Source organism: Paracoccus sanguinis (genome assembly GCF_900106665.1).
In the GTDB taxonomy this organism is placed as follows: Bacteria; Pseudomonadota; Alphaproteobacteria; order Rhodobacterales; family Rhodobacteraceae; genus Paracoccus; species Paracoccus panacisoli.
Genome location: NZ_FNNA01000002.1, coordinates 437,613 through 462,347, shown reverse-complemented (window position 1 = coordinate 462,347; position 24,735 = coordinate 437,613). Strand labels below are relative to the sequence as shown.

Sequence of the window (24,735 nt, the reverse complement as noted above, 5' to 3'; positions counted from 1 at the left end):
GTCGCTGCTGCCACAGCGCCCCCGCCAACGGAACCAGGACTCTGACCTATATGACCAAGCTGCTCAAAAGGCTGGCGCACGTGGGTGTGTGTGTCGCGCTGGCCCTGCCGATCGTGCCGTCTGCCGTCAACGCCGAAACTCACCGCGGGGTGTCCCAGCAGGGCACCGTCGCCGGTGGCCCCGAACGCCTCATCCAGGCCCGCACCGGCGGCGCCTCGGCCAGCGGCGCCTCGCTCAAGTGCCTGACCGAGGCGCTGTATTTCGAAGCCCGGGGCGAATCGCTAAATGGCCAGCGCGCGGTGGCCGAGGTGATCCTCAACCGCGTCGATCACCCCGCGTTCCCCAAGTCGGTCTGCGGCGTGGTGAACCAGTCGGGCCAGTTCAGCTACAAGGGCCGCAGCCTGCGGATGCTCGACGGCGCCGCGGCGAGCCGCGCCCTCCGGGTCGCGCAGGAAGCGCTGAGCGGCAAGCCGCGCAGCCTGACCGGCGGGGCGACCTATTTCCACACGACCTATGTGCGCCCGTCGTGGTCGAAGCGCTTCACCCGCACGACCCGGATCGGCAGCCACATCTTCTACCGCCGCGGCGGCGGGGCGCGCATCGCCTCGAACTGATCGCGGTCGACCGACCATCCCTGACGGCCCTGCCTTGCGGCGGGGCCGCGTTCGTTCCAGATGGGCGCCATGGACCAACCCGACCGCATTCACCTGCGCGATTTCGTCGTCTCGGCCGAGATCGGCGCCTTCCAGTCCGAGCGTGGCCGGGCGCAGCGGCTGCGCTTTGCCATCGAGGCCGAGCTGGCCGAGCCGGTGATCGGCGCCGACGATCAGGTGGACCGCATCCTGAGCTACGACGTGCTGACCGACGCGATCCGCGACGGGCTGGCGGATCGCCGCTACGACCTGCTCGAGACGCTGGGAGAGCGGATCGCGGCGCAGATCCTCACCCACCCGCGGGCGGCTGCGGTGGCGGTGACCATCGAAAAGCTCGACCGCGGCCCCGGCGCGCTGGGCGTGACGCTGGTGCGCCGGCAGGGGCGGGTGGCGGCGGCGGCCGAGGTGGCACGGCCCGTGGTGCTGTTCGCGGGCGCCGCCCCGACCCTGCCCGCGGGGCCGGTGGTGCTGGTCCCCGACGCGCCCGGCCTGCCCGTGCCCGAGGGCGGCGACGCGCGGCGGATCGCGCTGCTGGCGCTGGATCAGGCGGCGTGGGCGCTGGCCGGGCGGCTGGGGCTCGGGGTCGCGGACAGCCGGACCGAGATCGACTGGGCGGCGGGCAACGGCCTTGCCGTGGTCTGGGCGCCGGCGCGGATGATCGCCGACGTGCCGAACGTGCCGGCCGCGCCGCGCGAGCTGGCCTGGTGGCTGGCCGACCGGCTGGATGCGCGGGGGCTCATCTGGGCCTTGCCCGAGGGCACCGCGCTGCCCGCCGCACCGGCGGGTTTCCGCGTCCCCTCGACCCGCGCTCCGGCCTGATCCTTGCCGCCCGCCGGGAACGCGGGCATCCTGCCTCACCACAAGATGTTGTCGCCCCATGCCTGAGCGCGTCTATTTCCGCCCCCTTCCCGAGCCGGTCCCCATCGAGGGGCGCTGGCGGCTGGCGGGTGGCTGGGTGCGGTTCTCTCGCCTCGAGCGGCTGGCCCGCGGGGCCGCGCCCGAGATCGTGGACGACGCCCCGCCCGAGGTGATCGCCGCGCTGACCCGGCCGCGTCCGCCGGTGCTCGGCCTCTCGATGGACCGCCCGCGGCTGATGGGGATCGTCAACGTGACGCCCGACAGCTTCTCGGACGGCGGGCGCTGGACCGAGGACGGCGGCGTAGGCCGCGCCCGAGCGCTCGCCGCGGCGGGGGCCGAGATCCTCGACATCGGCGGCGAGTCGACCCGCCCCGGCGCCGCCGAGGTGCCCGCGGCCGAGGAGACCGCCCGCGTGTTGCCCGCGATTTCGGCGCTGGCGGGCGTGGCGGCGCTGTCCGTCGATACCCGCAAGGCGCCCGTGGCCCGCGCCACCGTGGCGGCGGGGGCGGGGATGGTCAACGACGTCTCGGGCCTCGACTTCGATCCCGGCATGGCCGCGGCCGTGGCCGAGACCGGCGCGGCGCTCTGCCTCATGCACGCGCAGGGGCTGCCCGAGACGATGCAGGACGACCCGCGCTATGGCGACGTGCTGCTGGACGTCTATGACGCGCTCGCCGCGCGCATCGCCCGGGCCGAGGCGGCGGGTGTGCCCCCGGCGCGGATCGTGGTCGATCCGGGCATCGGCTTCGGCAAGACCACCGCCCACAACCTTGCGCTCTTGCGCCGCATCGGGCTGTTTCACGGCCTCGGCGTGCCGGTGCTGCTCGGCGTGTCGCGCAAGCGCTTCATCGGCCAGATCGGCGGCGGGGCCGAGGCACCCGCCCGCGACCCCGGCACGCTGGCGCTGACGCTGGCGGCCGTCGCGCAGGGCATCCAGATCCACCGCATTCACGATGTCGCCCCGGTGCGGCAGGGCCTGTCGCTCTGGCAGGCGCTCGAAGAAGGACCCGAGACATGAGCAGATCGCTGTTTGGCACCGACGGGGTGCGCGGCCGCGCCAACACCCACCCGATGACCGCCGAGATGGCGCTGCGCCTTGGCGCCGCCGCTGGGCGGTATTTCCGCCGCGACGGCAAGAACGGCCACCGGGTGGTGATCGGCAAGGACACGCGGCTCTCGGGCTATATGCTGGAAAACGCGCTGACCGCGGGGCTGACCTCGACGGGGATGAACGTGCTGCTGCTCGGCCCGGTGCCGACCCCGGCGGTCGGGTTCCTGACCCGCTCGATGCGGGCCGACCTCGGGATCATGATCTCGGCCAGCCACAACCCCGCCGCCGACAACGGCATCAAGTTCTTCGGCCCCGACGGCTTCAAGCTCTCGGACGACGCCGAGGCCGAGATCGAGGCAATCATCGCGGGCGAGATCACGCTCGCCCAGCCGCAGAACATCGGCCGGGCGCGGCGGATCGAGGACGGGCGCGGGCGCTATGTCGAGTATGCCAAGACCACCTTTCCCGCCGGGCAGCGGCTCGACGGGCTCAAGGTCGTGATCGACTGCGCCAACGGCGCCGCCTATCGCGCCGCCCCGGACGTGCTGTGGGAGCTGGGGGCCGAGGTGATTCCGCTCGGCGTCGATCCGAACGGGCTGAACATCAACGAGGGCGTGGGCTCGACCCACCCCGAGGCCTGCGCCGCCGCGGTCCGCGCGCATGGCGCGCATCTGGGCATCAGCCTCGACGGGGATGCGGACCGGGTGATGATCGTCGACGAGACCGGCGCGGTGGCGGACGGGGATCAGGTCATGGCGCTGCTCGCCGGCCGCTGGGCCGACGCGGGGCGGCTGCGCGGCGGGGCGCTGGTCGCCACGGTGATGTCGAACCTCGGGCTCGAGCGCTACCTGACGGGGCGTGGCCTGCGGCTTGAGCGGACGGCGGTCGGCGACCGCTACGTGGTCGAGCGGATGCGCGGCGCGGGCTTCAATCTCGGCGGCGAGCAGTCGGGGCATATCGTGATGACCGATTACGCGACGACCGGCGACGGGCTGATCGCGGGCTTGCAGTTCCTCGCCGCGCTGGCCGACAGCGGCGCGCCGGCGAGCGCGCTGGTCCGCCAGTTCGAGCCGGTGCCGCAGATGCTGAAGAACGTCCGCTATCGGGCCGGTGCCGACCCGCTGGGGGCCGAGGCGGTCAAGGCCGAGATCGCGGCGGCCGAGGCGCGGCTGGCCTCGTCGGGGCGGGTGCTGATCCGCAAGTCGGGGACCGAGCCGCTGATCCGGGTCATGGCCGAGGCCGAGGACGAGGCGATGCTGCGCGAGGTCGTGGACGGGATCGTCGCCGCGGTGGAACGCGCCGCGGCGTAGGGCGCCCGGCGCCGGACCGGGGGCTGTCTGCCCCCGGACCCCCGAGGATATTTGCGCAAGGAAGATGGGGTTCGCGGCGCCCTCAGGGCGCGGCTGCGACAGGGTCGTGGTCGTAGACCCAGGCGAAGCGCTCGAACACCTGCCGCGGGGCGAGGCGGTTCGCGGCGCGCAGCGCGGCGTGGCCGATCAGGCGGCGCGGGCCGGCGAGGTGATAGTTGCGCGCGTTGGCCGTCGCCGCATCGACGATGCGGGTGCAGCGCGGGCGGCGGAGCGCCTGATAGCGGGCGAGCGCGCGGGGCTGGTCGGCCTCGGCCGCGAGGCAGGCGGCGAGCGTCCACGCATCCTCGATCGCCATGCAGGCCCCTTGCGCGAGAAACGGCAGCGTGGGGTGCGCCGCATCGCCCAGGATCGCGCGGCGCTCGTCGTGCCAGCGGGCGGCGACCTGATGGCGGTGCAGCCCCCAGACGCTGCAGGCCGTCACCTGCGCGAGCCAGTCCGGCACCGGCCCGCCGAACCCCGCGAAGGCGCGGCGGAGGTTGTCGGGATCATCCGCCTGCGCCCAGCCCTCGGCGGTCCACGCCCGCCGTTCTTCGACGGCGACGATGTTCCGAAGCCCGTGGGCGAGGGGGTAGGACACGAGGTGCCGTCCGGGCCCCATGAAGACCTGCGCCCCCGGCACGGGGTCGGGCTCGAGCGGGATCAGCGCCCGCCATGCCGCCTGGCCGGTGAAGAACGGCGTCTCGGGGCCGTTCAGCGCCGTGCGCACCCGGCTGTGCAGCCCGTCGGCACCGATCAGCAGCGGCACGTCGGGCAGCGTCTCGACGGGTTCGCCCAGCCGGATCGTCACGCCCGCGGCGTGGGCGGCGGCGGCGAGCAACTCGATCGCACGGGCGCGGTGGATGGTGCGGAACGCAGCCCCGGGGCGCAGGCGCGCCATGTCCATCCGCAGCACCTCGCCCCCCCGCGCGTCGCGCAGCGTCACCGTCGGGTTGGGGGCCGAGACCTCGCGCAAGGCTTCGCCGAGGCCGAGCGCGTCGAGCACCCGGACCGCGTTGGGGCTGAGCTGGATGCCGGCGCCAACCTCGGTCAGGGCCGGGGCGCGCTCGATCACGGTGACGTCGGCCCCGCGCCGGGCGAGTGCAATCGCGGCGGTGAGCCCGCCGAGGCCGGCGCCGATCACGGTGACGGGGCGCTGGGAAAGGGCAGAGGCGGACTGGGTCATGGCCGCAGCCTTAAGCCGGGGGCCGGGCCGGGGACAGGCGCGCGATTGCCGCAGGCACCGCCGGTCAATCCTCGCGGTGAACCCGCTCCTTCCGCTCGTGGCGTTCCTGCGCCTCGAGCGTCATGGTGGCGATGGGGCGCGCGTCCAGCCGCTTGAGGCTGATCGGCTCACCCGTCATCTCGCAATAGCCGTAGTCGCCGGTCTCGATCCGGCGCAGCGCGGCGTCGATCTTGCTGACCAGCTTGCGCTGCCGGTCCCGGGTCCGCAGCTCGATGGCGCGGTCGGTTTCCTCGGACGCGCGGTCGGCGATGTCGGGGACGTTGCGGCCGCTGTCCTGCAGCACCTCGAGCGTCTCGGCCGACTGGTCCAGCAGTTCCTGTTTCCAGGCGAGCAGCTTGCGGCGGAAATACTCGAGCTGCCGGTCGTTCATGAAGGGCTCGTCCTCGGCGGGACGGTATTCATCGGGCAGGAACGTCTGGCGCTTCATGCTTCCTCCGGCAAGGCCGGGGCAGGACGATCCCGGACCTCTCGGCGCCCCCATAAGGTATGAGGGGCGGGAAGGGAAGTGGCGCTGCCCGACCGGGCCGCACAATTGGGCGAGCGGCGAGGGCGGGCGAGGGGGGCCTCGGCTTGTCCGTCCCCGGCCGCGGGGCTAGGGTGCGGGCCGATCCCGCGCGAGAGGCCAGCCCATGCAGTTCCGTTCCACCGACCGCTACATCGCGCCCGCCGATCTCGCGCTGGCGGTCAACGCCGCGGTGACGCTGGAGCGCCCGCTGCTGGTCAAGGGCGAGCCGGGGACCGGCAAGACCGAGCTGGCGCGACAGGTGGCCGCCAGCCTCGGCCTGCCGATCATCGAGTGGAACGTGAAATCCACCACCAAGGCCCAGCAGGGGCTGTACGAATACGACGCCGTGAGCCGGCTGCGCGACAGCCAGCTGGGCGATGCGCGCGTGCATGACGTCGGCAACTACATCCGCCGCGGCAAGCTGTGGCAGGCGTTCGCGGCCGACGCCAAGGTGGTGCTGCTGATCGACGAGATCGACAAGGCCGACATCGAGTTCCCGAACGACCTTTTGCAGGAACTCGACCGGATGGAGTTCCACGTCTACGAGACCGGCGAGACCATCACCGCGCGCCACCGCCCGGTCGTCATCATCACCTCGAACAACGAGAAGGAGCTGCCGGACGCCTTCCTGCGCCGCTGCTTCTTCCACTACATCCGCTTCCCCGACGCCGAGACGCTCAAGGCGATCGTCGGCGTCCATTATCCGGGCCTCAAGCCGCGGCTGCTGGACGAGGCGCTGACCCAGTTCCTCGAGCTGCGCGAGGTGCCGGGGCTGAAGAAGAAGCCCTCGACCAGCGAGCTTCTGGACTGGCTCAAGCTGATCCTCGCCGAGGATCTGGCGCCCGAGGATCTCAAGCGCGACCCGGCGACGATGCTGCCCAAGCTGCACGGGGCGCTGCTCAAGAACGAGCAGGACGTGGCGCTGTTCGAGCGGCTGGCCTTCATGGCCCGGCGGCAGGCGCGCTGAGATGGGCGCGCGCGCCATCGTGGTCGAGGCCGCGGGCGCGCCCGAGGCGATGGCGTGGCGCAACGTGGACCTGCCCCGGCCGGGGCCGGGTGAGCTGGTCGTCCGGCACGAGGCGGTGGGGGTCAATTTCCTCGACGTGCTGATGCGGGCGGGGCGCGGCGGCGCGGCCTATCCCGCGCGGCTGGGGGTCGAGGGCGCGGGCGTGGTCGAGGCTGCGGGCGAGGGGGCGGGCTTCGCCCCCGGCGACCGGGTGGTCTATGCCGGCGGCCCGCCCGGCGCCTATGCTGACCGGCGTATCCTGCCCGCCGCGCGGGCCGTGGCGCTGCCCCCCGACATCGCGGCAACCGATGTGGCGGCGCTGTTCTTCAAGGGCCTGACGGCCTGGTATCTCGCCACGCGCATCGCCCCGCTTGGCCCCGGGGATGTCGCGCTGGTGCACGCGGCGGCGGGCGGCGTCGGCTCGCTGCTCGCCCGCTGGCTGGTCCATCGCGGCGTGCGGGTCGTGGCCACGGTGGGGTCAGAGGGCAAGCGCGCCGCGGCCCTGGTGACGGGGGCCGAGGCGGTGCTGGTCCTCGGCCGCGACGATGTCGCCGCTGCGGTGAAGGCCGCGAGCGACGGGGCGGGCGCCCGCGCGGCGTTCGATTCGGTCGGTCGGGATAGCTGGGAGGCGTCGATCGACAGCCTCGGGCCGATGGGCTGGCTGGTCAGCTATGGCTGGGCCTCGGGCGAGCCGCAGGTGGACCTGACCCGGCTGCGGAACGCGGGCTCGCTGATCGTCACCCGGCCCACCATCGCCCATTACACCGCCGCCCGCGCGGACCTCGAAGCCGGCGCGGCCGAGGTGTTCGCCCTCATCCGCGCCGGCGTCCTGCGCTTCGAGCAGGTCGAGACGCTGCCGCTGAACGAGGTCGTGGCCGCCCACCCGCGGATCGAATCGCGCAGCATGGCCGGGCCGGTGGTGCTGGTGGCAGACGCGCCGTGAGCGTGACCGTCCGCCCCCTCGGCCCCGCCGACCGTGACGGCTGGCAGGCGCTCTATGCCGGCTATCAGGCCTTCTACGGCTTCCACGACCGGCCGCAGGGATTCTACGATTCGGCCTTTGCGCGGCTGATGGCGGGCGACCCCCGCGAGTTCCACGGGCTGGTGGCCGAGGCCGAGGGCGCGCTGGTCGGGCTGACGCATTTCGTCTTCCACCCGAACCTGTGGCGCCCCGAGGGGGTGTGCTACCTGCAGGACCTGTTCACCGCCAAGGGTGCGCGTGGCCGCGGCGTCGCGCGGGCGCTGATCGAGGCGGTCTATGCGCGCGCCGACGCGGCCGGGGTGCCGGCCGTTTACTGGCTCACCGCCGAGGACAATTACCCCGGCCGGATGCTCTATGACCGGGTGGCGGTCCGGTCGCCCTTCATCCGCTACAACCGCCCGACCTGACCTGACGCGCGGGGCCTTGTCACCCGGCCGTCACACGGCCGTGGCATGGCGCGCGTCCAGCCTGAGAAAGACCTGAACCGATGACCTATCCGCTCGACGGCATCACCGTCCTCGACCTGACCCATGTGCTCGCCGGACCCTACTGCGCCAACCAGCTCGCCGATCTCGGCGCCCGGATCATCAAGGTCGAGCGGCCGGGTCTGGGCGACGACACCCGCCACTTCCCGCCCTTCGTTGACGGCGAGAGCGCCTATTTCGCCACCCTCAACCGTGGCAAGCAGTCCATCGCGCTCGACCTGCGCGCCGCGCCCGACCGGGCGATCTTCGACCGGCTGCTGGCCCACGCCGACGTGCTGATCGAGAACAACCGCCCCGGGGTGATGGAGCGTCTCGGCTATGGGTGGGAGGCGCTGCACGCCCGTCATCCGCGGCTGATCTATGGGGCGGTCTCGGGGTTCGGGCACAGCGGGCCGGACAGCCTCAAGCCCGCCTATGACATGGTGGTGCAGGCGCGCGGCGGGGTCATGTCGATCACCGGCGAACGCGACCGCGACCCGGTGCGCGTGGGCGCCTCGATCGGGGACATCGTGGCGGGGATGTTCCTGACCCAGGGTGTGCTCGCGGCGCTTCTGGCGCGGGCGCAGACGGGCGTGGGGCAGAAGGTGGATGTGGCGATGCTGGACAGCCAGCTCGCCATCCTCGAGCACGCGGTGGCGCTGACGGCGGTGACCGGCCGCGCGCCGGGGCCGAACGGGGCGCGGCACCCGACGATCACCCCCTTCGAGACCTACCGGGCCGAAGACGGGCTGTTCGTGCTGGCCGCCGGGAACGACGCGCTGTTCGCCCGCGCCTGCATGGCGCTGGGGCTGGGGCCGCTGGACCAGGACCCGCGCTTCGCCAGCAACGCCGCGCGTTGCGAGAACGTCAAGACGCTCAAGGGGCTGATCGAGGCGGTGACGCTGGAACGCCCGCGCGCGCACTGGATCGCGGCGCTCGAGGCGGCGGGCGTGCCGACCGGGGCGATCCAGAACGTGGCCGAGGTGATGGCCGACCCGCAGATCCGCGCCCGCAACATGGTGGTGACGATCGAGAAGGGCCCGGGCGGGCGGCCGCTGCCCTGCTCGGGCAACCCGATCAAGATGTCGGACCTGCCCGACCCGTCGGTGCTGCCCGCCGCGCCGAAGCTCGACGGCGACCGTCAGGCGGTCCTCGACTGGCTGGAGGAGGCGGAGGCCGCAGTCGCCGCGCCCGTGCCGCGGCGGAGCCGGGGGTAGGGTGCGCGTCGCGGCGCTTGTGCCGAGGAGAGGCTGGGGCGCTCGTCGCTGCGCCGGTGCATCAGCAGGGCGGGGAGTGGGCGCTCGTCGCGGCGCCCGTGCGCAGGCGGTTTAGGCGCTCGTGGCCGCGCCTGTGCCGCGTCGGTAACGGGGGAGGGCGCCCGCGCGTCCCGCCCCTGATCGTCAGGCGGTCAGCGCAGGCCGGTGGCGCCGAGCAGGCCCTTGCGCTTGGCCTCGTAGTAGTAGCCGCGCGAATACCACTTCACCGCCGCGTCGGGGTTGCCGTCGGCGACCATGTAGGCGCCGCGCAGATACTTGACGCCGTACTTGAGGTTGGTCTCGGCATCCAGCAGCCCGCTGGGTGAGCCCTTGTAGCCCATCCCCCGCGCCGTGGCGGGCAGGATCTGCATCAGCCCGTAATAGGGGCCGTTGCGGGCGCCGGGGCGATGGCGGCTTTCGCGGATCACCACCCGGTGGACGAGCGATTCCGGCACGTCGTACATCGCCGAATATTTCTGGATCAGCCGCCGCAGCTCGGGCGTCTCGTTGGGGTGCAGCGCGGCCTGCGACACGCGCGGCTCGACCAGGTAGCGCCGGTCGTGGTCCATCTGGCGGTCGGTCATGCCGCAGGCGGCGAGCGACGCGACCAGCGCCAGCGCGCCCGCGGAACGGATCATGCGGATCATCCTGCCCTCGAAACTTGTTGTCGTTTCCTGGGGGCAGGCTTAGCGCGGCGCGCGCCGCACCGCGCGCAAAAAGAAAGACCGCGCCGCAGGGCGGCGCGGTTTCGGCAAGAACCCGCCGAAACGGCCGGGTGCGGGGCACCCGGGCCGTCCCGTTGCTCAGACGTGGATCGCCCCGTCGCCGCAGGCGAGCGCCGCCTCGCGCACCGCTTCCGAGACGGTGGGGTGGGCGTGGCAGGTCAGCGCCACGTCCTCGGCCGAGGCCCCGAACTCCATCGCCACGCAGATCTCGTGGATCATCTCGCCCGCGCCGGGGCCGATGATGTGGCAGCCAAGGACGCGGTCGGTCTCGGCGTCGGCGATGAGCTTCACGAACCCGTCGGGCTGCAGCATCGCCTTGGCCCGCGCGTTGCCCATCAGGGGGAACTTGCCGACCTTGACCTTGCGCCCGCTTTCCTTCGCGGCGGCTTCGGTCAGGCCGACGGTGGCGACCTCGGGGGTGGTGTAGATGACGCCGGGGATGACGCTGTAGTTGACGTGCCCGTGCTTGCCCGCGATCACCTCGGCCACCGCCATCCCCTCGTCCTCGGCCTTGTGGGCGAGCATCGGGCCGGGGACCGCGTCGCCGATGGCGTAGATGCCGGGCACGCTGGTCTGCCAGTGGTCGTCGACGGCGATCTGGCCGCGCTCGGTCAGGGTGACGCCCGCGGCCTCGAGCCCCAGCCCGTCGTGGTAGGGGCGCCGGCCGGTGGCGACGAGCACCACCTCGGCCTCGAGCGTCTGCGCCTCGCCGCCCGTCTTGGCGGCGTAGGTGACGACCGCGCCGCCCTCGCGCGGCTCGACGCCCGAGACGGCGGCCCCGAGGATGAAGGTGAAGCCCTGCTTGGTCAGGATCTTCTGGAACTGCTTCTGCACCTCGGCGTCCATGCCCGGGGTGATGGTGTCGAGGTATTCGACGACCGTCACCTCGGTCCCGAGCCGGCGATAGACCGAGCCGAGCTCGAGCCCGATCACGCCCGCGCCGATCACCACCATCGACTTGGGGATGCGCTTGAGCGCCAGGGCGCCGGTCGAATCGACCACCACGCCCGCGTCGTTGTCGACCTCGACCCCCTTGAGCGCGGTCGGGACCGAGCCCGAGGCGACCACGATGGCCTTGGTCTCGTGCATCGTGTCACCGACCTTGACCCGGCCCGCGCCCTCGATCGAGGCCCAGCCCTTGAGCCAGTCGATCTTGTTCTTCTTGAACAGGAACTCGATGCCCTTGGTGTTGGTCGCCACCGTCTCGGCCTTGTAGGCCTGCATCCGGTCCCAGTCGATGTCGGCGTGGGCGTTCATCAGCCCCAGCGTGGCGAAGTTCTCGTGCATCTCGTGGGCCATGTGGCTCGCGTGCAGCAGCGCCTTGGAGGGGATGCAGCCCACGTTGAGGCAGGTGCCGCCGAGCGTCTCGCGCCCCTCGACGCAAGCCACCTTGAGGCCGAGCTGGGCGGCGCGGATGGCGCAGACATAGCCGCCGGGGCCGGCGCCGATCACGATCAGGTCATACATGGTCAGGTTGGTCCTTGTCTGGATCGCCGGACCGGGGGCTGCGCGCCCCCGGACCCCGCGGGATATTTGAACAGGAAAGAACTAGAACAGCGCGGCGAGGATCATGGTGAAGGTGGCGGCGAACCCGACCCCGAAGATGAGCGACCGGCCGGGCGACCAGCCATAGGCATAGGCGGGGACATAGAGCACCCGGGCGGCGAGGTAGACCCAGGCGCAGATCGCCGTGAGGGTCGAGTTCGACTGCGTGAACTGCACCAGCACCACGGCGATGGTGAAGAACGCCAGCCCCTCGAAATGGTTGTCCACCGCCCGCCTGAGACGCCCGGTGAGGGGCGAGAAGGCCGGTTCGGTATCCCGAGGGCCGGCGTTCCACTTCGACAGCCCATCCCGCCCCATCGACCAGGCCGCAAGGGCGATCTGCCCCGCCTGCAGGATCGCGGCGAGGCCGAGGGCGGTCAGCTCGGGCGAGGGGGCGAGGCTCATGCCGTCTGGACGACGTGGAATTCGGCGTTGGTCACGCCGGCGCGGCTGTTGAACACCTGCGCCGCCCCGTCAAGATAGGCGAGCGCGCGCTTGCCGTCGGCGATCTGGTAAAGCACCCAGGCGCGGTTCTCGCCCTCGCGCCAGACCTGGAGCACCGAGAGCGAGGCGTTGCCGCGATCCTCGGCGTCGCGGTCGAACTCGGCCCGGAACTGGGCGTAGTCGGCGATGTCGTAGCGGGCGATGAGCTGGTTGGTCATGGCGGTGTCCTCGCGGTTGGGTCAGGCGGCGTGCGGGGCAGGGTGGGTCAGGTCCCCGCGCCCGGCCAGCAGGCCTACGACGGAGATGTCTTCGTCCAGCGCGTCCCAGTGCAGGCCGGTGCCGGCGGAGCCGATCCGTCCCTGCGCACGTTGCGCCGGCGTCGCGGCCAGCAGGCGGGGAAACCAGGCGAGCGGGACGCCCAGCGACCGGCCGTCGTCCAGCTCGACCCACATGGTGTGATCGTCGAACGAAAGCGCCGTCGCCTTAACCGAAGAACTCATGCCACGCCCTCTCAATCTCGTCGCGCCGGGCCGAGACGGTCGTCACGATCCCGGCCAGCGCACGGCGATCATACCCTGCGCTGAAGGCGACGGCCACATCGGGCCGCAGCCAGAGCTTCGCCACGCCTTCCGCGCTTTCGGCGTGGACGTGGGGCGGTTCGCGCGGGTCGCCTTCGTTGGAATAGAAGAAGAACCGCACGCCCCGGTCCCGGAAGACCGTCGGCACGCCGACCGTCTTACAGGTCCATCAGCAGCCGACGCGGGTCCTCGAGCGCCTCCTTCACGCGGACGAGGAACGTCACCGCCCCCTTGCCGTCCACGATCCGGTGGTCGTAGCTCAGCGCCAGGTACATCATCGGGCGGATGACGATCTCACCCCCGACCACGACCGGGCGGTCCTGGATCTTGTGCATCCCGAGGATGCCCGACTGCGGCGGGTTCAGGATCGGCGAGGACATCAGCGAGCCGTAGACGCCGCCGTTCGAGATGGTGAACGTGCCGCCCTGCATGTCGGCCATGGTCAGCTTGCCGTCGCGGGCGCGGGCGCCGAGCTCGCCGATCTCCTTCTCGATCTGGGCGAAGGACTTCTGGTCGGCGTCGCGGACGACCGGCACCACGAGGCCCGAGGGCGTGCCCACGGCCACGCCCATGTGGACGAAGTTCTTGTAGACCACGTCGCCGCCGTCGATCTCGGCGTTGACCTCGGGCACTTCCTTCAGCGCGTGCGAGCAGGCCTTCACGAAGAACGACATGAAGCCGAGCTTCACCTTGTGCTTCTTCTCGAAGGCGTCCTTGTACTCGTTCCTGAGCGACATGATGCCGCTCATGTCCACCTCGTTATAGGTGGTCAGCATGGCCGCGGTGTTCTGCGCGTCCTTGAGGCGGCGGGCGATGGTGGCGCGCAGGCGGGTCATCTTGACCCGCTCTTCGCGCCGCGCATCCTCGGCCGAGGACGGTGCGCGGGGGGCCTGGGCCGGGGCGGGGGCGGACGATGCCGGGCGCGGCGCGGCCCCCTGGCCCGAGGCCGCCTTGGCGACGTCTTCCTTCATCGCGCGGCCGTCACGGCCCGAGCCCTGCACCTGGTCGCGGGTGACGCCCTGCTCGGCCATGGCCTTCTTGGCCGACGGCGCGTCCTCGACGTCGGTGCGGCCCGCGCCCTCGCGCGGCTGCAGCTGCTCGGGGCCGGCGCCGGGCGAGCCGACCTCGCCCGCGGTGGTGCCGTCCTCGCCGCCCGAGGCCGAGCCGACCGGGGCCTTGGTGGCCGCCGGCGCGGCGCCGGCACCCGACGCGGCGCCGGTGCCGGCCGCACCCTCGGTGATGATGGCCAGCTTCGCCTTGGCGTCGACGGTCGCGCCTTCCTCGGCCAGGATCTCGGCCAGCACGCCCGAGGCGGGGGCGGGCACCTCGACCGACACCTTGTCGGTCTCGAGCTCGCACAGCATCTCGTCCTGCTGGACCTGGTCGCCCACCTTCTTGAACCAGGTGGCGACGGTCGCCTCGGTCACGCTTTCGCCCAGGGTGGGCACCATCACGTCCACGTTCTTTCCGGCCATCTGCGGCTTGTCCTCGTTCTGGGCCGGTTGACCGGCGGCATCATTCGTGTCGCGGGCGGCGTCATCGGCAGCGCCCGCCCCCGCCTCGTCGATCTGCGCCAGCAGCGCGTTCGGCCCGACCGTCTCGCCCTCGGCGGCGACGATCTCGGCCAGCACGCCGGCGGCGGGGGCCGGCACCTCGACCGTCACCTTGTCGGTTTCCAGCTCGCACAGCATCTCGTCGGCGGCGACCCGGTCGCCCGGCTTCTTGAACCAGGTGGCGACGGTCGCCTCGCTGACGCTTTCCCCCAGAGCGGGGACGCGGACCTCGGTGGTCATCTCAACCCTCCAACGTGACGGCTTCGGCCACGAGCGATTCCTGCTCGGCCTTGTGGCGGCTGGCAAGCCCGGTGGCGACCGAGGCCTGGGCGGCGCGCCCGACATAGCGCGGGCGCCGGTGCTTGGCGCCAAGGCGGTTCAGCACCCATTCGAGGTTCGGCTCGACGAAGCTCCACCCGCCCTGGTTCTTCGGCTCTTCCTGGCACCAGACGAACTCGGCCTCGGGGAATCGCCCCAGCTCCTTCATCAGCGACTGCTGCGGGAAGGGGTAGAACTGCTCGAGGCGCAGCAGATAGACGTCGGCCGCCCCGGCGGCGTTCCGCGCCGCGAGCAGGTCGTAGTAGACCTTGCCCGAGCAGATCACCACGCGGCGGATCTTGGCATCCTCGGCCAGCTTGAAGTCTGAGCGGCCGCGCTGCGCGTCGTCGCAGAGCACCCGGTGGAAGGTCGAACCGGTCTGGAACTCGTCCGCGGTCGAGACCGCCTGCGGGTGACGCAGCAGCGATTTCGGCGTCATCAGCATCAGCGGCTTGCGGAACGGCCGGTGGATCTGGCGGCGCAGGATGTGGAAGTAGTTGGCCGGCGTGGTCAGGTTGGCCACGATCCAGTTGTCCTCGGCGCACATCTGCAGCCAGCGCTCGAGCCGCGCGGACGAGTGCTCGGGCCCCTGGCCCTCGAACCCGTGCGGCATCAGCACCGTCAGGCCCGACATCCGCAGCCATTTCTTCTCGCCCGACGAGATGAACTGGTCGAACATGATCTGCGCGCCGTTGGCGAAGTCGCCGAACTGCGCCTCCCACAGGGTCAGCGCATTCGGCTCGGCCATCGAATAGCCGTACTCGAAGCCGAGCACCGCGTATTCCGACAGCATCGAGTCGATCACCTCGTAGCGGGCCTGGCCGCCACGGATGTTGTTGAGCGGATAATAGCGTTCCTCGGTGGTCTGGTTGACGAAGGCCGAGTGCCGCTGGCTGAAGGTGCCGCGGGTCGAATCCTGCCCCGACAGACGCACCGGGTGCCCTTCGAGCACGAGGCTCCCGAAGGCCAGCGCCTCGCCGGTCGCCCAGTCGAAGCCCTCGCCGGTCTCGAACATGGCGCGCTTGGCCTCAAGCAGGCGGCCCACGGTCTTGTGCAGGTCGAAGCCCTCGGGGGCGCGGGTCAGCGCGGCGCCGATCTCGGCCATCGTCTCGGCCGAGATGCCGGTCTTGCCGGGGGTGTATTCCTCACCCTCGGTCGAGAGGCCCGACCACTTGCCGTCCAGCCAGTCGGCCTTGTTCGGCTTGAAGTTCTTGCCGATCTCGAACTCTTCGTTGAGGTGCGCCTGGAAGGCGGCCTTCATGTCCTCGATCTCGCCCTCGGGGATCAGCCCGTCCTTGACCAGCCGCTCGGTGTAGAGCTGCAGGGTCGTCTTGTGACCCTTGATCTGCTTGTACATCGCCGGGTTGGTGAACATGGGCTCGTCGCCCTCGTTGTGACCGAAGCGGCGGTAGCAGAAGATGTCGATGACCACGTCCTTGTGGAACTTCTGCCGGAACTCGGTCGCCACCTTGGCGGCGTGGACCACCGCCTCGGGGTCGTCGCCGTTCACGTGGAAGATCGGCGCCTCGACCATCAGCGCGATGTCGGTGGGGTAGGGCGAGGTGCGGCTGAAATGCGGCGCCGTGGTGAAGCCGATCTGGTTGTTGACGATGATGTGGATCGTCCCGCCGGTGCGGTGGCCGCGGATGCCCGAGAGCTGCAGGCACTCGGCCACCACGCCCTGGCCGGCGAAGGCCGCGTCGCCGTGCAGCAGGATCGGGATCACCGAAGTCCGGTTGGCGGTGTCGTTCATCTGGTCCTGCTTGGCGCGGACCTTGCCCAGCACGACGGGGTTCACCGCCTCGAGGTGGCTGGGGTTCGCGGTCAGCGACAGGTGGACGCTGTTCTGGTCGAACTCGCGGTCCGACGAGGCGCCGAGGTGGTATTTCACGTCACCCGAGCCGTCCACGTCCTCGGGCTTGTAGCTGCCGCCCTGGAACTCGTGGAAGATCGCCCGGTAGGGCTTCGACATGACGTTGGCCAGCACGGACAGGCGGCCGCGGTGCGGCATCCCGATCACGACCTCCTTCGCCCCCAGCGCGCCGCCGCGCTTGATGATCTGCTCCATCGCCGGGATCAGCGCCTCGCCGCCGTCGAGGCCGAAGCGCTTGGTGCCCATGTACTTGACGTGCAGGAACTTCTCGAAGCCCTCGGCCTCGACCAGCTTGTTCAGGATCGCGCGCCTCCCCTCGCGGGTGAAGGCGATTTCCTTGCCGTAGCCCTCGATCCGCTCTTTCAGCCAGGCGGATTGCTCGGGGTCCGAGATGTGCATGAACTGCAGCGCGAAGGTGCCGCAGTAGGTGCGGGTCATCAGCTCGACAATCTGGCGCATCGACGCGACCTGCAGGCCGAGCACGTTGTCGATGAAGATCGGCCGATCCATGTCGGAGGCGGTGAAGCCGTAGGTCGCGGGGTCGAGCTCGCCCAGGGGCGGCATTTCGCGCAGCCCCAGCGGGTCGAGGTCGGCGTGCAGGTGGCCGCGGATGCGGAAGGCGCGGATCAGCATGATCGCGCGGACGCTGTCCAGCACCGCGCGGCGGAGCTGGTCGTCCGACAGCGCCACGCCCTTGTCCTCGGCCTTGCCGGTGATCTTGGCGATGGCGGCCTTGGCGGTCGCCTCGGACGCCATCGGCCACTCGCCGGTGAGCGCGGCGGTATTCTCGTCGGCGGGCATCGGCGGCCAGTCGGGGCGGCGCCAGCTCGCGCCCTTGGCCTCGCGGGTCACGGTCGCCTCGGCGTCGCCGAGGCCGCGGAAGAACTCGTCCCACGCCTGGTCCACGGCCGCCGGGTCGTTCGCCCACTGGCCGTAGAGCTGTTCCACATAGGTCGCGTTCGCGCCCTGCAGGAAGGACGAGTCGCGGAAGGCGGCGTTGGGGCTTTGGTCGTTCATCGGGATGACCTCACGAGAGGGGAAAGGGCCGGCTCAGGCCGCGCAACGGACAACGAGGATCTTGACCCCGGGCAGGGTGCGGGGGTGTTCGGGGTCGCGGACCTGCGACGAGCGGACGCCCTTGCCGGCGCAGATGCGGGCCGGCGCGGCCTTGAGCTGGGCCGGGGTGACCGCGGACTGGCGAAAGAAGACGGTCACCTTGTCGTCGACCGCCCCGAGGCTGACCAGCGCGCTGGCGGGCAGCCCGGTGTCGCGGACGCTGGCGACCGGCGCGCCGTCGATGCTGATCGAGGGGACCGAGCGCTGGCTCTGCGCGCCCTCCATGCAGCCGCCGAGCGCGAGCGCGGCGAGGCCGGCGAAACAAGGCGCGGCAAGGCGGCGGGCAGCGAGGCGGAGGGCGGGCAGGCGGCTCATGGTCAGACCTCGAACGGGTGGCAGGGCCGAAGGGGCGCGCCGCAGGTTGCCGGCGCTGCGGGCCGGGCGCGGGGCCGCGGGCTGGATGGCGCGGGCGGGTGCGTGCCCATGGGGCTCCTCCGGGGTGGCTCCGCCCCTACGTAGGGAGGGGCGGCGCATTCTCCAACAGGCGTTACTTGCCCATCGCCTTCATCACCGCCTCGCCCAGGTGGGCGGGGCTGTCGGCGACCACGATCCCCGCCTCTTTCATGGCGTTGATCTTCGATTCCGCGTCACCCTTGCCGCCCGAGACGATGGCGCCGGCGTGGCCCATGCGGCGGCCGGGGGGGGCGGTGCGGCCGGCGATGAAGCCGGCGGTCGGCTTCCAGCGGCCGCGCTTCTTCTCGTCGGCGAGGAACTGCGCCGCCTCTTCCTCGGCCGCGCCGCCGATCTCGCCGATCATGATGATCGCGTCGGTCTCGTCGTCGGCCAGGAACATCTCGAGCACGTCGATGTGCTCCATCCCCTTGATCGGGTCGCCGCCGATGCCGACCGCCGAGGACTGGCCAAGGCCCACGTCCGAGGTCTGCTTGACCGCCTCATAGGTCAGCGTGCCCGAGCGCGAGACGACGCCCACGCGGCCGCGCTGGAAGATCGAGCCGGGCATGATGCCGATCTTGCATTCGTCGGGGGTCATGATGCCGGGGCAGTTCGGCCCGATCAGCCGCGACTGCGACCCTTCGAGGGCGCGCTTGACCTTCATCATGTCGAGCACCGGGATGCCCTCGGTGATGCAGACGATCAGCGGGATCTCGGCGTCGATGGCCTCGAGGATCGAGTCGGCCGCGAAGGGCGGCGGGACATAGATCACGGAGGCGTTGGCGCCGGTCTTTTCGACGGCCTCGTGGACCGAGTCGAACACCGGCAGGTTCAGGTGCGTGGTGCCGCCCTTGCCGGGGGTGACGCCGCCGACCATCTGCGTGCCGTACGCGATCGCCTGCTCGGTGTGGAAGGTCCCCTGCGAGCCGGTGATGCCCTGGGTGATGACCTTGGTGGACTTGTCGACGAGAATGGCCATGTGAGGCTCCTAGCGTTTGGGCGCGCCGGCGACGACTGCAGCGCCGCGGACAATGCCCAGATCGATGTGATTGATGGTGCCGATGATGATCGGCGTGCCCTTGTAGACCCCCCGCCAGCGGCTGCGGTCCCTGGCCTGTTCGACCTGCACAGCCTTGCTGTTGTCGATCCAGGGCTGGACGAGCTGACGCGCCTCGGCGGGGGTCATCTGGCTCACGAGAATGGCGCAGGCGTCCTTGTCGCTGCCCACGGTGGTGAAGAGAACCACCACCCGCGGGCTGAACTTGGTGTAGATGCGCGCCGTCCCGTCGGCTTCCTCCATGCGGAAGCCGCGGGACTTGAGCGCATCGGCCGTGGCGCGGGTGTTCGGCATGGTCTGCGCGCAGACGCCGGCCGCCTCGCTGGCGGCTGCCAGCATCTCGGCCTTGCTGGGCGGGGCCGCCACCGCAGCCGAAGCCGCAGCGACGGCGAGCGCCAGCCCGGCGAGAGCGGCCCGCACCCGCATCAGCCCTTCACCGCCTTGACGATCTTCTGCGCGGCGTCCGACAGGTCATCGGCGGCGATCACGTCCAGACCGCTCTCGTTGATGATCTTCTTGCCCAGGTCCACGTTCGTCCCTTCAAGCCGCACGACCAGCGGCACCTTGAGGCCGACTTCCTTCACCGCGGCGATGATGCCCTCGGCGATGATGTCGCAGCGCATGATGCCGCCGAAGATGTTGACCAGGATGCCCTTCACGTTCGGGTCCGAGGTGATGATCTTGAACGCCTCGGTGACCTTTTCCTTGGTCGCCCCGCCACCCACGTCGAGGAAGTTCGCGGGCTCGGCGCCATACAGCTTGATGATGTCCATCGTGGCCATGGCAAGGCCCGCGCCGTTCACCATGCAGCCGATCTCGCCGTCCAGCGCGATGTAGTTCAGGTCGAACTTCGAAGCCGCCAGCTCCTTGGGGTCTTCCTCGGTCTCGTCGCGCAGCGCCATGATGTCGGCGTGGCGATACAGCGCGTTGTTGTCGAAGCCCATCTTGGCGTCCAGCGCCTTGATGTTGCCCTCGGTGGTGACGATCAGCGGGTTGATCTCCAGCATCTCCATGTCCTTCTGGACGAAGAGACGATAGAGGTCCTTGACCAGCTTGACGCACTGCTTGACCTGCTGGCCTTCCAGACCCAGCGCGAAGGCCACGCGGCGGCCGTGGAAGTCCGACAGGCCCGAGGCCGGATCGACGCTGAACGAGACGATCTTCTCGGGGGTGGAGGCCGCGACCTCCTCGATGTCCATGCCGCCCTCGGTCGAGGCGACGAACGACACCCGCGAGGTGCCGCGATCGACCAGCAGCGCGAGGTAAAGCTCGCGCGCGATGTCGCTGCCGTCCTCGATGTAGATGCGGTTCACCTGCTTGCCGGCCGGGCCGGTCTGGTGGGTGACGAGGGTGCGGCCCAGCATCTGGCGGGCCAGCTCCTCGGCTTCCTCGACCGACTTGGCCAGCCGCACGCCGCCCTTGTCGCCGGCCTCGGCTTCCTTGAACTTGCCCTTGCCGCGGCCGCCGGCGTGGATCTGGGACTTGACGACCCACAGCGGGCCGTCCAGTTCGCTCGCCGCACGCTTGGCCTCGTCGGCCTTCAGCACCACGCGGCCGTCCGACACGGGCACGCCGTAGTCCTTGAGCAGCGCCTTGGCCTGGTATTCGTGGATGTTCATCACGGACCTCGCAGGGGAAAATGTCACCGCCCGCTCTGGCAGATCGGGCGGCGGAATCAAGGGGGGTGAGGGGCGTTAGCGGCATCATCCCGCCAAACGCGAGTGATGTGATCACACGTCCGAAACGTGTGATCACATCGGCGACTCGGGGGCCGGCGTCAGGTGAAGATGAAGTCGCTCGCGTCCACCATGCTGCGGTCGATCCCGACGAGGGTGATGGTCGTGCCTCCGCCCCAGCTGATCACCGCGCCCTCGGCGCTGTTGTAGACCGCGAGGTCGCGGAAGCCGGTGGTCGGCCCGCCGATCTCAATCCGGTCGAGGCCGTTCTGGAAGTCGGTGACCCGGTCGTTGCCGTCCCAGTTGGCGAAGACGAAGCGGTCGGTGCCGCTGCCCCCGGTCAGCACATCGCTGCCGCCGCGCCCGACGAGCGTGTCGTTGCCAACCGCGCCGTTCAGCACGTTCGCCGCGGCATTGCCGCGGATGATGTCGCTGCCGCTGCCGCCGGTGATGTTCTCGACCCCGCCGAGCGTGTCGGTGCCCTGGCCGGTGGCCGTGGTCCGCACGATGTCCACGTCGACCGCCGCGCTGCCATCGAACAGGATCACGTCCGCGTCGGCGCCGCCGTGGAAGAAGTCGTTGCCGGCCCCGCCGATCAGCGTGTCGTTGCCGCCCCCGCCGTAAAGCTGATCGTTGCCCGCCCCGCCGTTGAGGACGTTGCCGACGGTGCTGCCGAAGAAACGGTCGTTGCCCGAGCCGCCGAGCAGGTTCTCGATCCCCGAGAGCACGTCGGCGCCCTGCCAGGTGTTCTGCGGCCCGGTGATGCCCAGATAGACGCGCGCCGGCAGGCTGCCCGTGTAGTCCGCCGTGTCGATCCCCGCGCCGCCGATCAGGCTGTCATTGCCCTGACCCCCGACGAGCGTGTCGTTCCCCGCCCCGCCGTCGAGCGTGTCGTTGCCGGCCAGCCCGATCACCCGGTTGTCGTTCGACCCGGCGGTCAGCCGGTCGTGGCCCGCGGTCCCGGTCAGCACCGGCGCATCCGACACGACCGAGAGCGTGTAGCCGCCCCAGCCCGAGGTGGACGAGTTGGAATGCGAGTCGAGATAGACCGGACCCGAGCTCGTCGCCTTCCACTCGATCGTGACCGAGCCGGTCCCGTAGGTGTAGTCGTACTTGATCGCGTTGCCGCTGGCGTCGCGCAGGACCAGCTCCTTGCTGCCCAGCGCATTGGCCGAGCCATCGCCGCTCAGGGTGAAGGTGTAGGTGGTCCCGGCGACGGCGTCGAACCGCGTCCAGTCGGCGTCGCCGCGTGCGTCGATCTGGCCCGCGATCGAGGTCCCGTCGCGCAGGCTGCTGGTGGTCGAGGTGTCGGCCAGCACCCGGTCGGTCAGCCGCGCGTCGATGCGGAAGCTGCCTTCGGCGGCGCTGTCCGAGCTGCCGTCCGCGACGACGAGATAATAGGCGCCGGTATAGCTCGCCGTCGCCGCGACCCAGATCGGCCCGCCGCTGTAGGTGTAGTTCGAGGCCACGACGTTGCCATACTGGTCGAGCAGCAGGAAATTGGCGTCGTCGAGGCTGGTCGCGCTGCCGTCGCCCGAGAGGGTGAAGTCCACCCGCTGCCCCGCCGTCAGCATGACCTTGTAGCGGTCGGCGTCGCCCGAGGTCTCGAGCGCCCCGGAGGTCATGCCGTTGACCCACCCCGGTGGTCGAGTTGTCGTTCGGCAGCAGGTCGTTCATCCGCGCGCGGATGACATAGTTGCCCTCGGGCTGGCTGTCCGACCTGCCGTCGCTGACGGCGATGTAATAGGTCCCCGAGGTCGCCGCCGTGAGCGACAGGACGACCGGGCCGCCGCTGTAGGTGTAGCCCGAGTCAAGCGTCGCCCCGAGCGAGTCGAGGATGTAGAAATTGGCGTCGTCAAGGCTGGTCGCGCTGCCGTCACCCGAGAAGGTGAAGTCATAGGTGCGGCCGGCGACCAGCGTGACCCGCCACCAGTCGCTGTCGCCCGAAGTCTCGAGCGCCGAGGTGAACGCGCCGGTGCCGGTGATGACCGAGGTGGTCGAGGTGTTGCCGGGAATATCTGGCATGGGACCTTTCTTTCCGCTGAGGGCCCGGACTGCCGCCGCGGGCCGAGGACTGCGAAAAGAGGTGCGACCAAACGCCTCGTCGGTCAATTGTTAAGTTTGTCTGCGAAACGTCGCAAAAGAGAAGGGCGGCCCCCCGGCCGCCCCCCTCTCGCGTCTCGGTCCGGCCCTCAGGCCAGCGAGCTGTCGATGCCCTTGCAGGCCTCGACGAGGCCCTTCACGGCGTCGATCGACTTCTGCATCATCGCCTGCTCGTCGTCGTTCATCTCGATCTCGATGACCTTCTCGATGCCGCCGGCGCCGATCACGGTCGGCACGCCGACATACATCCCGTCCAGGCCATAGGCGCCCTTGACGTAGGCCGCGCAGGGCAGGACGCGCTTCTGGTCGCGCAGATAGGCCTCGGCCATCTCGATCGCCGAGGTCGCCGGGGCGTAGAAGGCCGAGCCGGTCTTGAGCAGCGCCACGATCTCGGCGCCGCCGTCGCGGGTGCGCTGGACGATCTGGTCAAGCTTGTCCTGCGTGGTCCAGCCCATCTTGACCAGGTCCGGCAGCGGGATGCCGGCGACGGTCGAATAGCGGGTCAGCGGCACCATCGTGTCGCCGTGGCCACCCAGCACGAAAGCGGTCACGTCACGCATCGAGACGCCGAACTCCTCGGCGAGGAAGTGGCGGAAGCGGGCAGAGTCGAGCACGCCGGCCATGCCCACGACCTTCTCGGCCGGCAGGCCCGAGAACTCGCGCAGCGCCCAGACCATCGCGTCCAGCGGGTTGGTGATGCAGATGACGAAGGCGTTCGGCGCGTGCGCCTTGATGCCCTCGCCCACCGACTTCATGACCTTGAGGTTGATCCCCAGCAGGTCGTCGCGGCTCATGCCGGGCTTGCGCGGCACGCCGGCGGTCACGATGCAGACGTCGGCGCCGGCGATGTCGGCGTAGTCGTTGGTGCCCTTGAACGATCCGTCGAAGCCCTCGGACGGACCCGATTCCGCGATGTCGAGCGCCTTGCCCTGCGGGGTGCCTTCGGCGATGTCGAACAGCACGACGTCGCCAAGCTCCTTGATGGCGGCGAGGTGGGCCAGCGTGCCGCCGATCTGGCCGGCGCCGATGAGGGCGATCTTGGGACGAGCCATGGAGTCCTCCGTAGGGTTGATGGTTGGCGCCGGGACTAGACCCTTGCCCAGGGCCGCGCAAGGGACCAGACCGGGCGGCGGGGGCGCTGTTTGCGCTAAAAGATGCGGGGGGCGGGGCAGGGTGAGGACGCGGGACAACCGAGGGGCGCGCAGGCCGCAGAGGGGCGCGGGGTGGAGCTGACGGCGCTGGGATGGGGGCTGCTGGCGCTGGCCTCGGCGCTGGTCGGGCTGGCCAAGGGCGGGCTGGCGATGGTCGCCATGCTGGCGGTGCCGATCCTGTCGCTGGTCATGTCGCCGGTGCAGGCGGCGGGCATCCTGCTGCCGATCTATGTCATCTCGGACGTCTTCGGGCTGATCGCCTATCGCCGCCACTACGACCGGCGGGTCGTGGTGCGGCTTCTCCCGGGGGCGATCCTCGGCGTGGGGCTGGGCTGGGCCACGGCCTCGATGGTGGACGACGCGGTGATCGGCGGCCTCGTCGGGTTCATCGGGGCGTCCTTCGCCCTGCTCACGCTGCTCAGGCCGCCGCCAGAGGACGGGGCGCCGGGGAAGGCCGACTGGGGCCGCGGCACCGGCTGGGGTATGGTCACCGGCTACACGAGCTTCGTCAGCCACTCGGGCGCACCGCCCTACCAGATCTACGTCCAGCCGTTGCGGCTGGGCAAAGAGACCTATGCCGGGACGAACACCGTCTTCTTCGCCGTCGTGAATGCGGTGAAACTGGTGCCCTATGCGGCGCTGGGGCAACTCGGCGCGGCCAATCTCGGCAAGGCCGCGGTGATGATCCCGATCGCGGCGGCCAGCGTCTTTGCCGGTGTCTGGCTGGTGCGGCGGGTGCCGCAGGCGTTCTTCTACCGCTTCATCACCTGGGCGCTGCTGGCGGTGTCGCTCAAGCTCATCGCGGACGTGTTCCGCGGATGAAAAAGACCGGGGCG

Annotated in this window: 25 protein-coding genes and 1 pseudogene; 9 read left to right on the top strand and 17 right to left on the bottom strand. The window is 70.7% G+C overall.

What is annotated here, in order from left to right; all coding sequences use genetic code 11:
• Positions 1–50 precede the first annotated feature (50 nt).
• The 4 genes from BLW17_RS08775 (at position 51) to glmM (ending at position 3,872) form a co-directional block, all read left to right on the top strand.
• Positions 51–614 carry a cell wall hydrolase gene (locus tag BLW17_RS08775; RefSeq protein ID WP_036732105.1) on the top strand — a complete coding sequence of 188 codons (564 nt, stop codon included), beginning with the start codon at positions 51–53 and terminating at the stop codon, positions 612–614.
• A 69-nt stretch (positions 615–683) separates the two neighbouring features.
• The gene (locus BLW17_RS08770; protein WP_036732106.1) at positions 684–1,472 is read left to right on the top strand and encodes a dihydroneopterin aldolase; all 789 of its coding nucleotides are present in this window, start codon (positions 684–686) and stop codon (positions 1,470–1,472) included.
• Positions 1,473–1,530: 58 nt separating this feature from the next.
• A complete protein-coding gene (gene folP, locus BLW17_RS08765; RefSeq protein WP_036732108.1) occupies positions 1,531–2,529 on the top strand; it encodes a dihydropteroate synthase in 999 nt (332 codons plus the stop codon).
• Complete coding sequence (gene glmM / locus BLW17_RS08760; RefSeq protein WP_036710498.1) at positions 2,526–3,872, top strand: phosphoglucosamine mutase; 1,347 nt, start codon at positions 2,526–2,528, stop codon at positions 3,870–3,872. The genes folP and glmM overlap by 4 nt, the downstream gene beginning before the upstream one ends.
• 82 nt (positions 3,873–3,954) lie before the next feature.
• Here the strand turns inward: glmM and BLW17_RS08755 are convergent, their stop codons facing one another.
• Positions 3,955–5,094, bottom strand: coding sequence for an FAD-dependent oxidoreductase (locus BLW17_RS08755; protein WP_052176274.1), 1,140 nt, complete (start codon positions 5,092–5,094; stop codon positions 3,955–3,957).
• A gap of 64 nt (positions 5,095–5,158) precedes the next feature.
• Complete coding sequence (gene dksA, locus BLW17_RS08750; protein WP_036701802.1) at positions 5,159–5,581, bottom strand: RNA polymerase-binding protein DksA; 423 nt, start codon at positions 5,579–5,581, stop codon at positions 5,159–5,161.
• A 202-nt stretch (positions 5,582–5,783) separates the two neighbouring features.
• On the opposite strand from dksA, the gene BLW17_RS08745 reads away from it, so the two are divergent.
• The 4 genes from BLW17_RS08745 (at position 5,784) to BLW17_RS08730 (ending at position 9,328) form a co-directional block, all read left to right on the top strand.
• On the top strand, positions 5,784–6,626 hold the full coding sequence (locus BLW17_RS08745; RefSeq protein ID WP_036732110.1) for an AAA family ATPase: 843 nt from the start codon (positions 5,784–5,786) through the stop codon (positions 6,624–6,626).
• Position 6,627: 1 nt separating this feature from the next.
• Complete coding sequence (locus BLW17_RS08740) at positions 6,628–7,608, top strand: quinone oxidoreductase family protein (protein WP_036732112.1); 981 nt, start codon at positions 6,628–6,630, stop codon at positions 7,606–7,608.
• Positions 7,605–8,054 carry a GNAT family N-acetyltransferase gene (locus BLW17_RS08735; RefSeq protein WP_036732114.1) on the top strand — a complete coding sequence of 150 codons (450 nt, stop codon included), beginning with the start codon at positions 7,605–7,607 and terminating at the stop codon, positions 8,052–8,054. The genes BLW17_RS08740 and BLW17_RS08735 overlap by 4 nt, the downstream gene beginning before the upstream one ends.
• Positions 8,055–8,134: 80 nt before the next feature.
• Positions 8,135–9,328, top strand: coding sequence for a CaiB/BaiF CoA transferase family protein (locus BLW17_RS08730; protein ID WP_036732116.1), 1,194 nt, complete (start codon positions 8,135–8,137; stop codon positions 9,326–9,328).
• 191 nt (positions 9,329–9,519) lie between these two features.
• Here BLW17_RS08730 and BLW17_RS08725 read toward each other — a convergent pair whose 3' ends face one another.
• From BLW17_RS08725 to mdh, 15 genes and pseudogenes are all read right to left on the bottom strand, one after another.
• Positions 9,520–10,005: a lytic transglycosylase domain-containing protein gene (locus tag BLW17_RS08725; protein WP_036709952.1), complete on the bottom strand. Its 486-nt coding sequence runs from the start codon at positions 10,003–10,005 to the stop codon at positions 9,520–9,522.
• Between the two features lie 165 nt (positions 10,006–10,170).
• The gene (lpdA, locus tag BLW17_RS08720; protein ID WP_036732118.1) at positions 10,171–11,565 is read right to left on the bottom strand and encodes a dihydrolipoyl dehydrogenase; all 1,395 of its coding nucleotides are present in this window, start codon (positions 11,563–11,565) and stop codon (positions 10,171–10,173) included.
• Between the two features lie 75 nt (positions 11,566–11,640).
• On the bottom strand, positions 11,641–12,042 hold the full coding sequence (locus BLW17_RS08715) for an MAPEG family protein (RefSeq protein ID WP_036732120.1): 402 nt from the start codon (positions 12,040–12,042) through the stop codon (positions 11,641–11,643).
• Complete coding sequence (locus BLW17_RS08710) at positions 12,039–12,299, bottom strand: hypothetical protein (RefSeq protein ID WP_036732123.1); 261 nt, start codon at positions 12,297–12,299, stop codon at positions 12,039–12,041. The genes BLW17_RS08715 and BLW17_RS08710 overlap by 4 nt, the downstream gene beginning before the upstream one ends.
• A gap of 21 nt (positions 12,300–12,320) precedes the next feature.
• Positions 12,321–12,581 (bottom strand): DUF2442 domain-containing protein, encoded by a 261-nt coding sequence (locus BLW17_RS08705; RefSeq protein WP_036732125.1) that lies wholly within the window; start codon positions 12,579–12,581, stop codon positions 12,321–12,323.
• Positions 12,565–12,807 carry a DUF4160 domain-containing protein gene (locus tag BLW17_RS08700; protein WP_036732128.1) on the bottom strand — a complete coding sequence of 81 codons (243 nt, stop codon included), beginning with the start codon at positions 12,805–12,807 and terminating at the stop codon, positions 12,565–12,567. Before BLW17_RS08700 ends, BLW17_RS08705 begins: the two co-directional genes overlap by 17 nt.
• Before the next feature lie 10 nt (positions 12,808–12,817).
• Positions 12,818–14,452, bottom strand: a complete 1,635-nt coding sequence (gene odhB, locus BLW17_RS08695; RefSeq protein WP_036732130.1) for a 2-oxoglutarate dehydrogenase complex dihydrolipoyllysine-residue succinyltransferase — start codon at positions 14,450–14,452, stop codon at positions 12,818–12,820.
• 1 nt (position 14,453) lies between these two features.
• Positions 14,454–17,420 carry a 2-oxoglutarate dehydrogenase E1 component gene (locus tag BLW17_RS08690; RefSeq protein ID WP_036732133.1) on the bottom strand — a complete coding sequence of 989 codons (2,967 nt, stop codon included), beginning with the start codon at positions 17,418–17,420 and terminating at the stop codon, positions 14,454–14,456.
• Positions 17,421–17,453: 33 nt separating this feature from the next.
• Positions 17,454–17,834, bottom strand: coding sequence for a hypothetical protein (locus BLW17_RS08685; RefSeq protein ID WP_036732135.1), 381 nt, complete (start codon positions 17,832–17,834; stop codon positions 17,454–17,456).
• A 172-nt stretch (positions 17,835–18,006) separates the two neighbouring features.
• Positions 18,007–18,891, bottom strand: a complete 885-nt coding sequence (gene sucD / locus BLW17_RS08680) for a succinate--CoA ligase subunit alpha (RefSeq protein WP_036732138.1) — start codon at positions 18,889–18,891, stop codon at positions 18,007–18,009.
• Positions 18,892–18,900: 9 nt separating this feature from the next.
• Positions 18,901–19,389 carry a hypothetical protein gene (locus BLW17_RS08675; protein ID WP_211656932.1) on the bottom strand — a complete coding sequence of 163 codons (489 nt, stop codon included), beginning with the start codon at positions 19,387–19,389 and terminating at the stop codon, positions 18,901–18,903.
• A 5-nt stretch (positions 19,390–19,394) separates the two neighbouring features.
• Positions 19,395–20,588, bottom strand: a complete 1,194-nt coding sequence (gene sucC, locus BLW17_RS08670) for an ADP-forming succinate--CoA ligase subunit beta (RefSeq protein WP_036732142.1) — start codon at positions 20,586–20,588, stop codon at positions 19,395–19,397.
• 158 nt (positions 20,589–20,746) lie between these two features.
• Positions 20,747–22,270 carry a calcium-binding protein gene (locus BLW17_RS18800; RefSeq protein ID WP_052176276.1) on the bottom strand — a complete coding sequence of 508 codons (1,524 nt, stop codon included), beginning with the start codon at positions 22,268–22,270 and terminating at the stop codon, positions 20,747–20,749.
• A gap of 115 nt (positions 22,271–22,385) precedes the next feature.
• A pseudogene (locus BLW17_RS18945) lies at positions 22,386–22,670 on the bottom strand (hypothetical protein); the annotation flags it as partial.
• Positions 22,671–22,837: 167 nt separating this feature from the next.
• Positions 22,838–23,800, bottom strand: coding sequence for a malate dehydrogenase (gene mdh, locus BLW17_RS08655; RefSeq protein ID WP_036709917.1), 963 nt, complete (start codon positions 23,798–23,800; stop codon positions 22,838–22,840).
• A gap of 171 nt (positions 23,801–23,971) precedes the next feature.
• Here mdh and BLW17_RS08650 point away from each other — a divergent pair, with 171 nt between their 5' ends.
• Positions 23,972–24,721 (top strand): sulfite exporter TauE/SafE family protein, encoded by a 750-nt coding sequence (locus BLW17_RS08650; protein WP_036736553.1) that lies wholly within the window; start codon positions 23,972–23,974, stop codon positions 24,719–24,721.
• Positions 24,722–24,735 lie beyond the last annotated feature (14 nt).

Coding starts and splice junctions, on each gene's coding strand:
- sucC (WP_036732142.1), bottom strand. CDS start 20,588: ATGAACATCCACGAATACCAGGCCAAGGCGCTGCTCAAGGACTACGGC.
- dksA (WP_036701802.1), bottom strand. CDS start 5,581: ATGAAGCGCCAGACGTTCCTGCCCGATGAATACCGTCCCGCCGAGGAC.
- BLW17_RS08725 (WP_036709952.1), bottom strand. CDS start 10,005: ATGATCCGTTCCGCGGGCGCGCTGGCGCTGGTCGCGTCGCTCGCCGCC.
- BLW17_RS08730 (WP_036732116.1), top strand. CDS start 8,135: ATGACCTATCCGCTCGACGGCATCACCGTCCTCGACCTGACCCATGTG.
- BLW17_RS08755 (WP_052176274.1), bottom strand. CDS start 5,094: ATGACCCAGTCCGCCTCTGCCCTTTCCCAGCGCCCCGTCACCGTGATC.
- folP (WP_036732108.1), top strand. CDS start 1,531: ATGCCTGAGCGCGTCTATTTCCGCCCCCTTCCCGAGCCGGTCCCCATC.
- BLW17_RS08775 (WP_036732105.1), top strand. CDS start 51: ATGACCAAGCTGCTCAAAAGGCTGGCGCACGTGGGTGTGTGTGTCGCG.
- BLW17_RS08705 (WP_036732125.1), bottom strand. CDS start 12,581: ATGAGTTCTTCGGTTAAGGCGACGGCGCTTTCGTTCGACGATCACACC.
- BLW17_RS08690 (WP_036732133.1), bottom strand. CDS start 17,420: ATGAACGACCAAAGCCCCAACGCCGCCTTCCGCGACTCGTCCTTCCTG.
- BLW17_RS08745 (WP_036732110.1), top strand. CDS start 5,784: ATGCAGTTCCGTTCCACCGACCGCTACATCGCGCCCGCCGATCTCGCG.
- BLW17_RS08715 (WP_036732120.1), bottom strand. CDS start 12,042: ATGAGCCTCGCCCCCTCGCCCGAGCTGACCGCCCTCGGCCTCGCCGCG.
- mdh (WP_036709917.1), bottom strand. CDS start 23,800: ATGGCTCGTCCCAAGATCGCCCTCATCGGCGCCGGCCAGATCGGCGGC.
- BLW17_RS08770 (WP_036732106.1), top strand. CDS start 684: ATGGACCAACCCGACCGCATTCACCTGCGCGATTTCGTCGTCTCGGCC.
- odhB (WP_036732130.1), bottom strand. CDS start 14,452: ATGACCACCGAGGTCCGCGTCCCCGCTCTGGGGGAAAGCGTCAGCGAG.
- glmM (WP_036710498.1), top strand. CDS start 2,526: ATGAGCAGATCGCTGTTTGGCACCGACGGGGTGCGCGGCCGCGCCAAC.
- BLW17_RS18800 (WP_052176276.1), bottom strand. CDS start 22,270: ATGACCTCCGGGGCGCTCGAGACCTCGGGCGACGCCGACCGCTACAAG.
- sucD (WP_036732138.1), bottom strand. CDS start 18,891: ATGGCCATTCTCGTCGACAAGTCCACCAAGGTCATCACCCAGGGCATC.
- BLW17_RS08740 (WP_036732112.1), top strand. CDS start 6,628: ATGGGCGCGCGCGCCATCGTGGTCGAGGCCGCGGGCGCGCCCGAGGCG.
- BLW17_RS08685 (WP_036732135.1), bottom strand. CDS start 17,834: ATGAGCCGCCTGCCCGCCCTCCGCCTCGCTGCCCGCCGCCTTGCCGCG.
- BLW17_RS08710 (WP_036732123.1), bottom strand. CDS start 12,299: ATGACCAACCAGCTCATCGCCCGCTACGACATCGCCGACTACGCCCAG.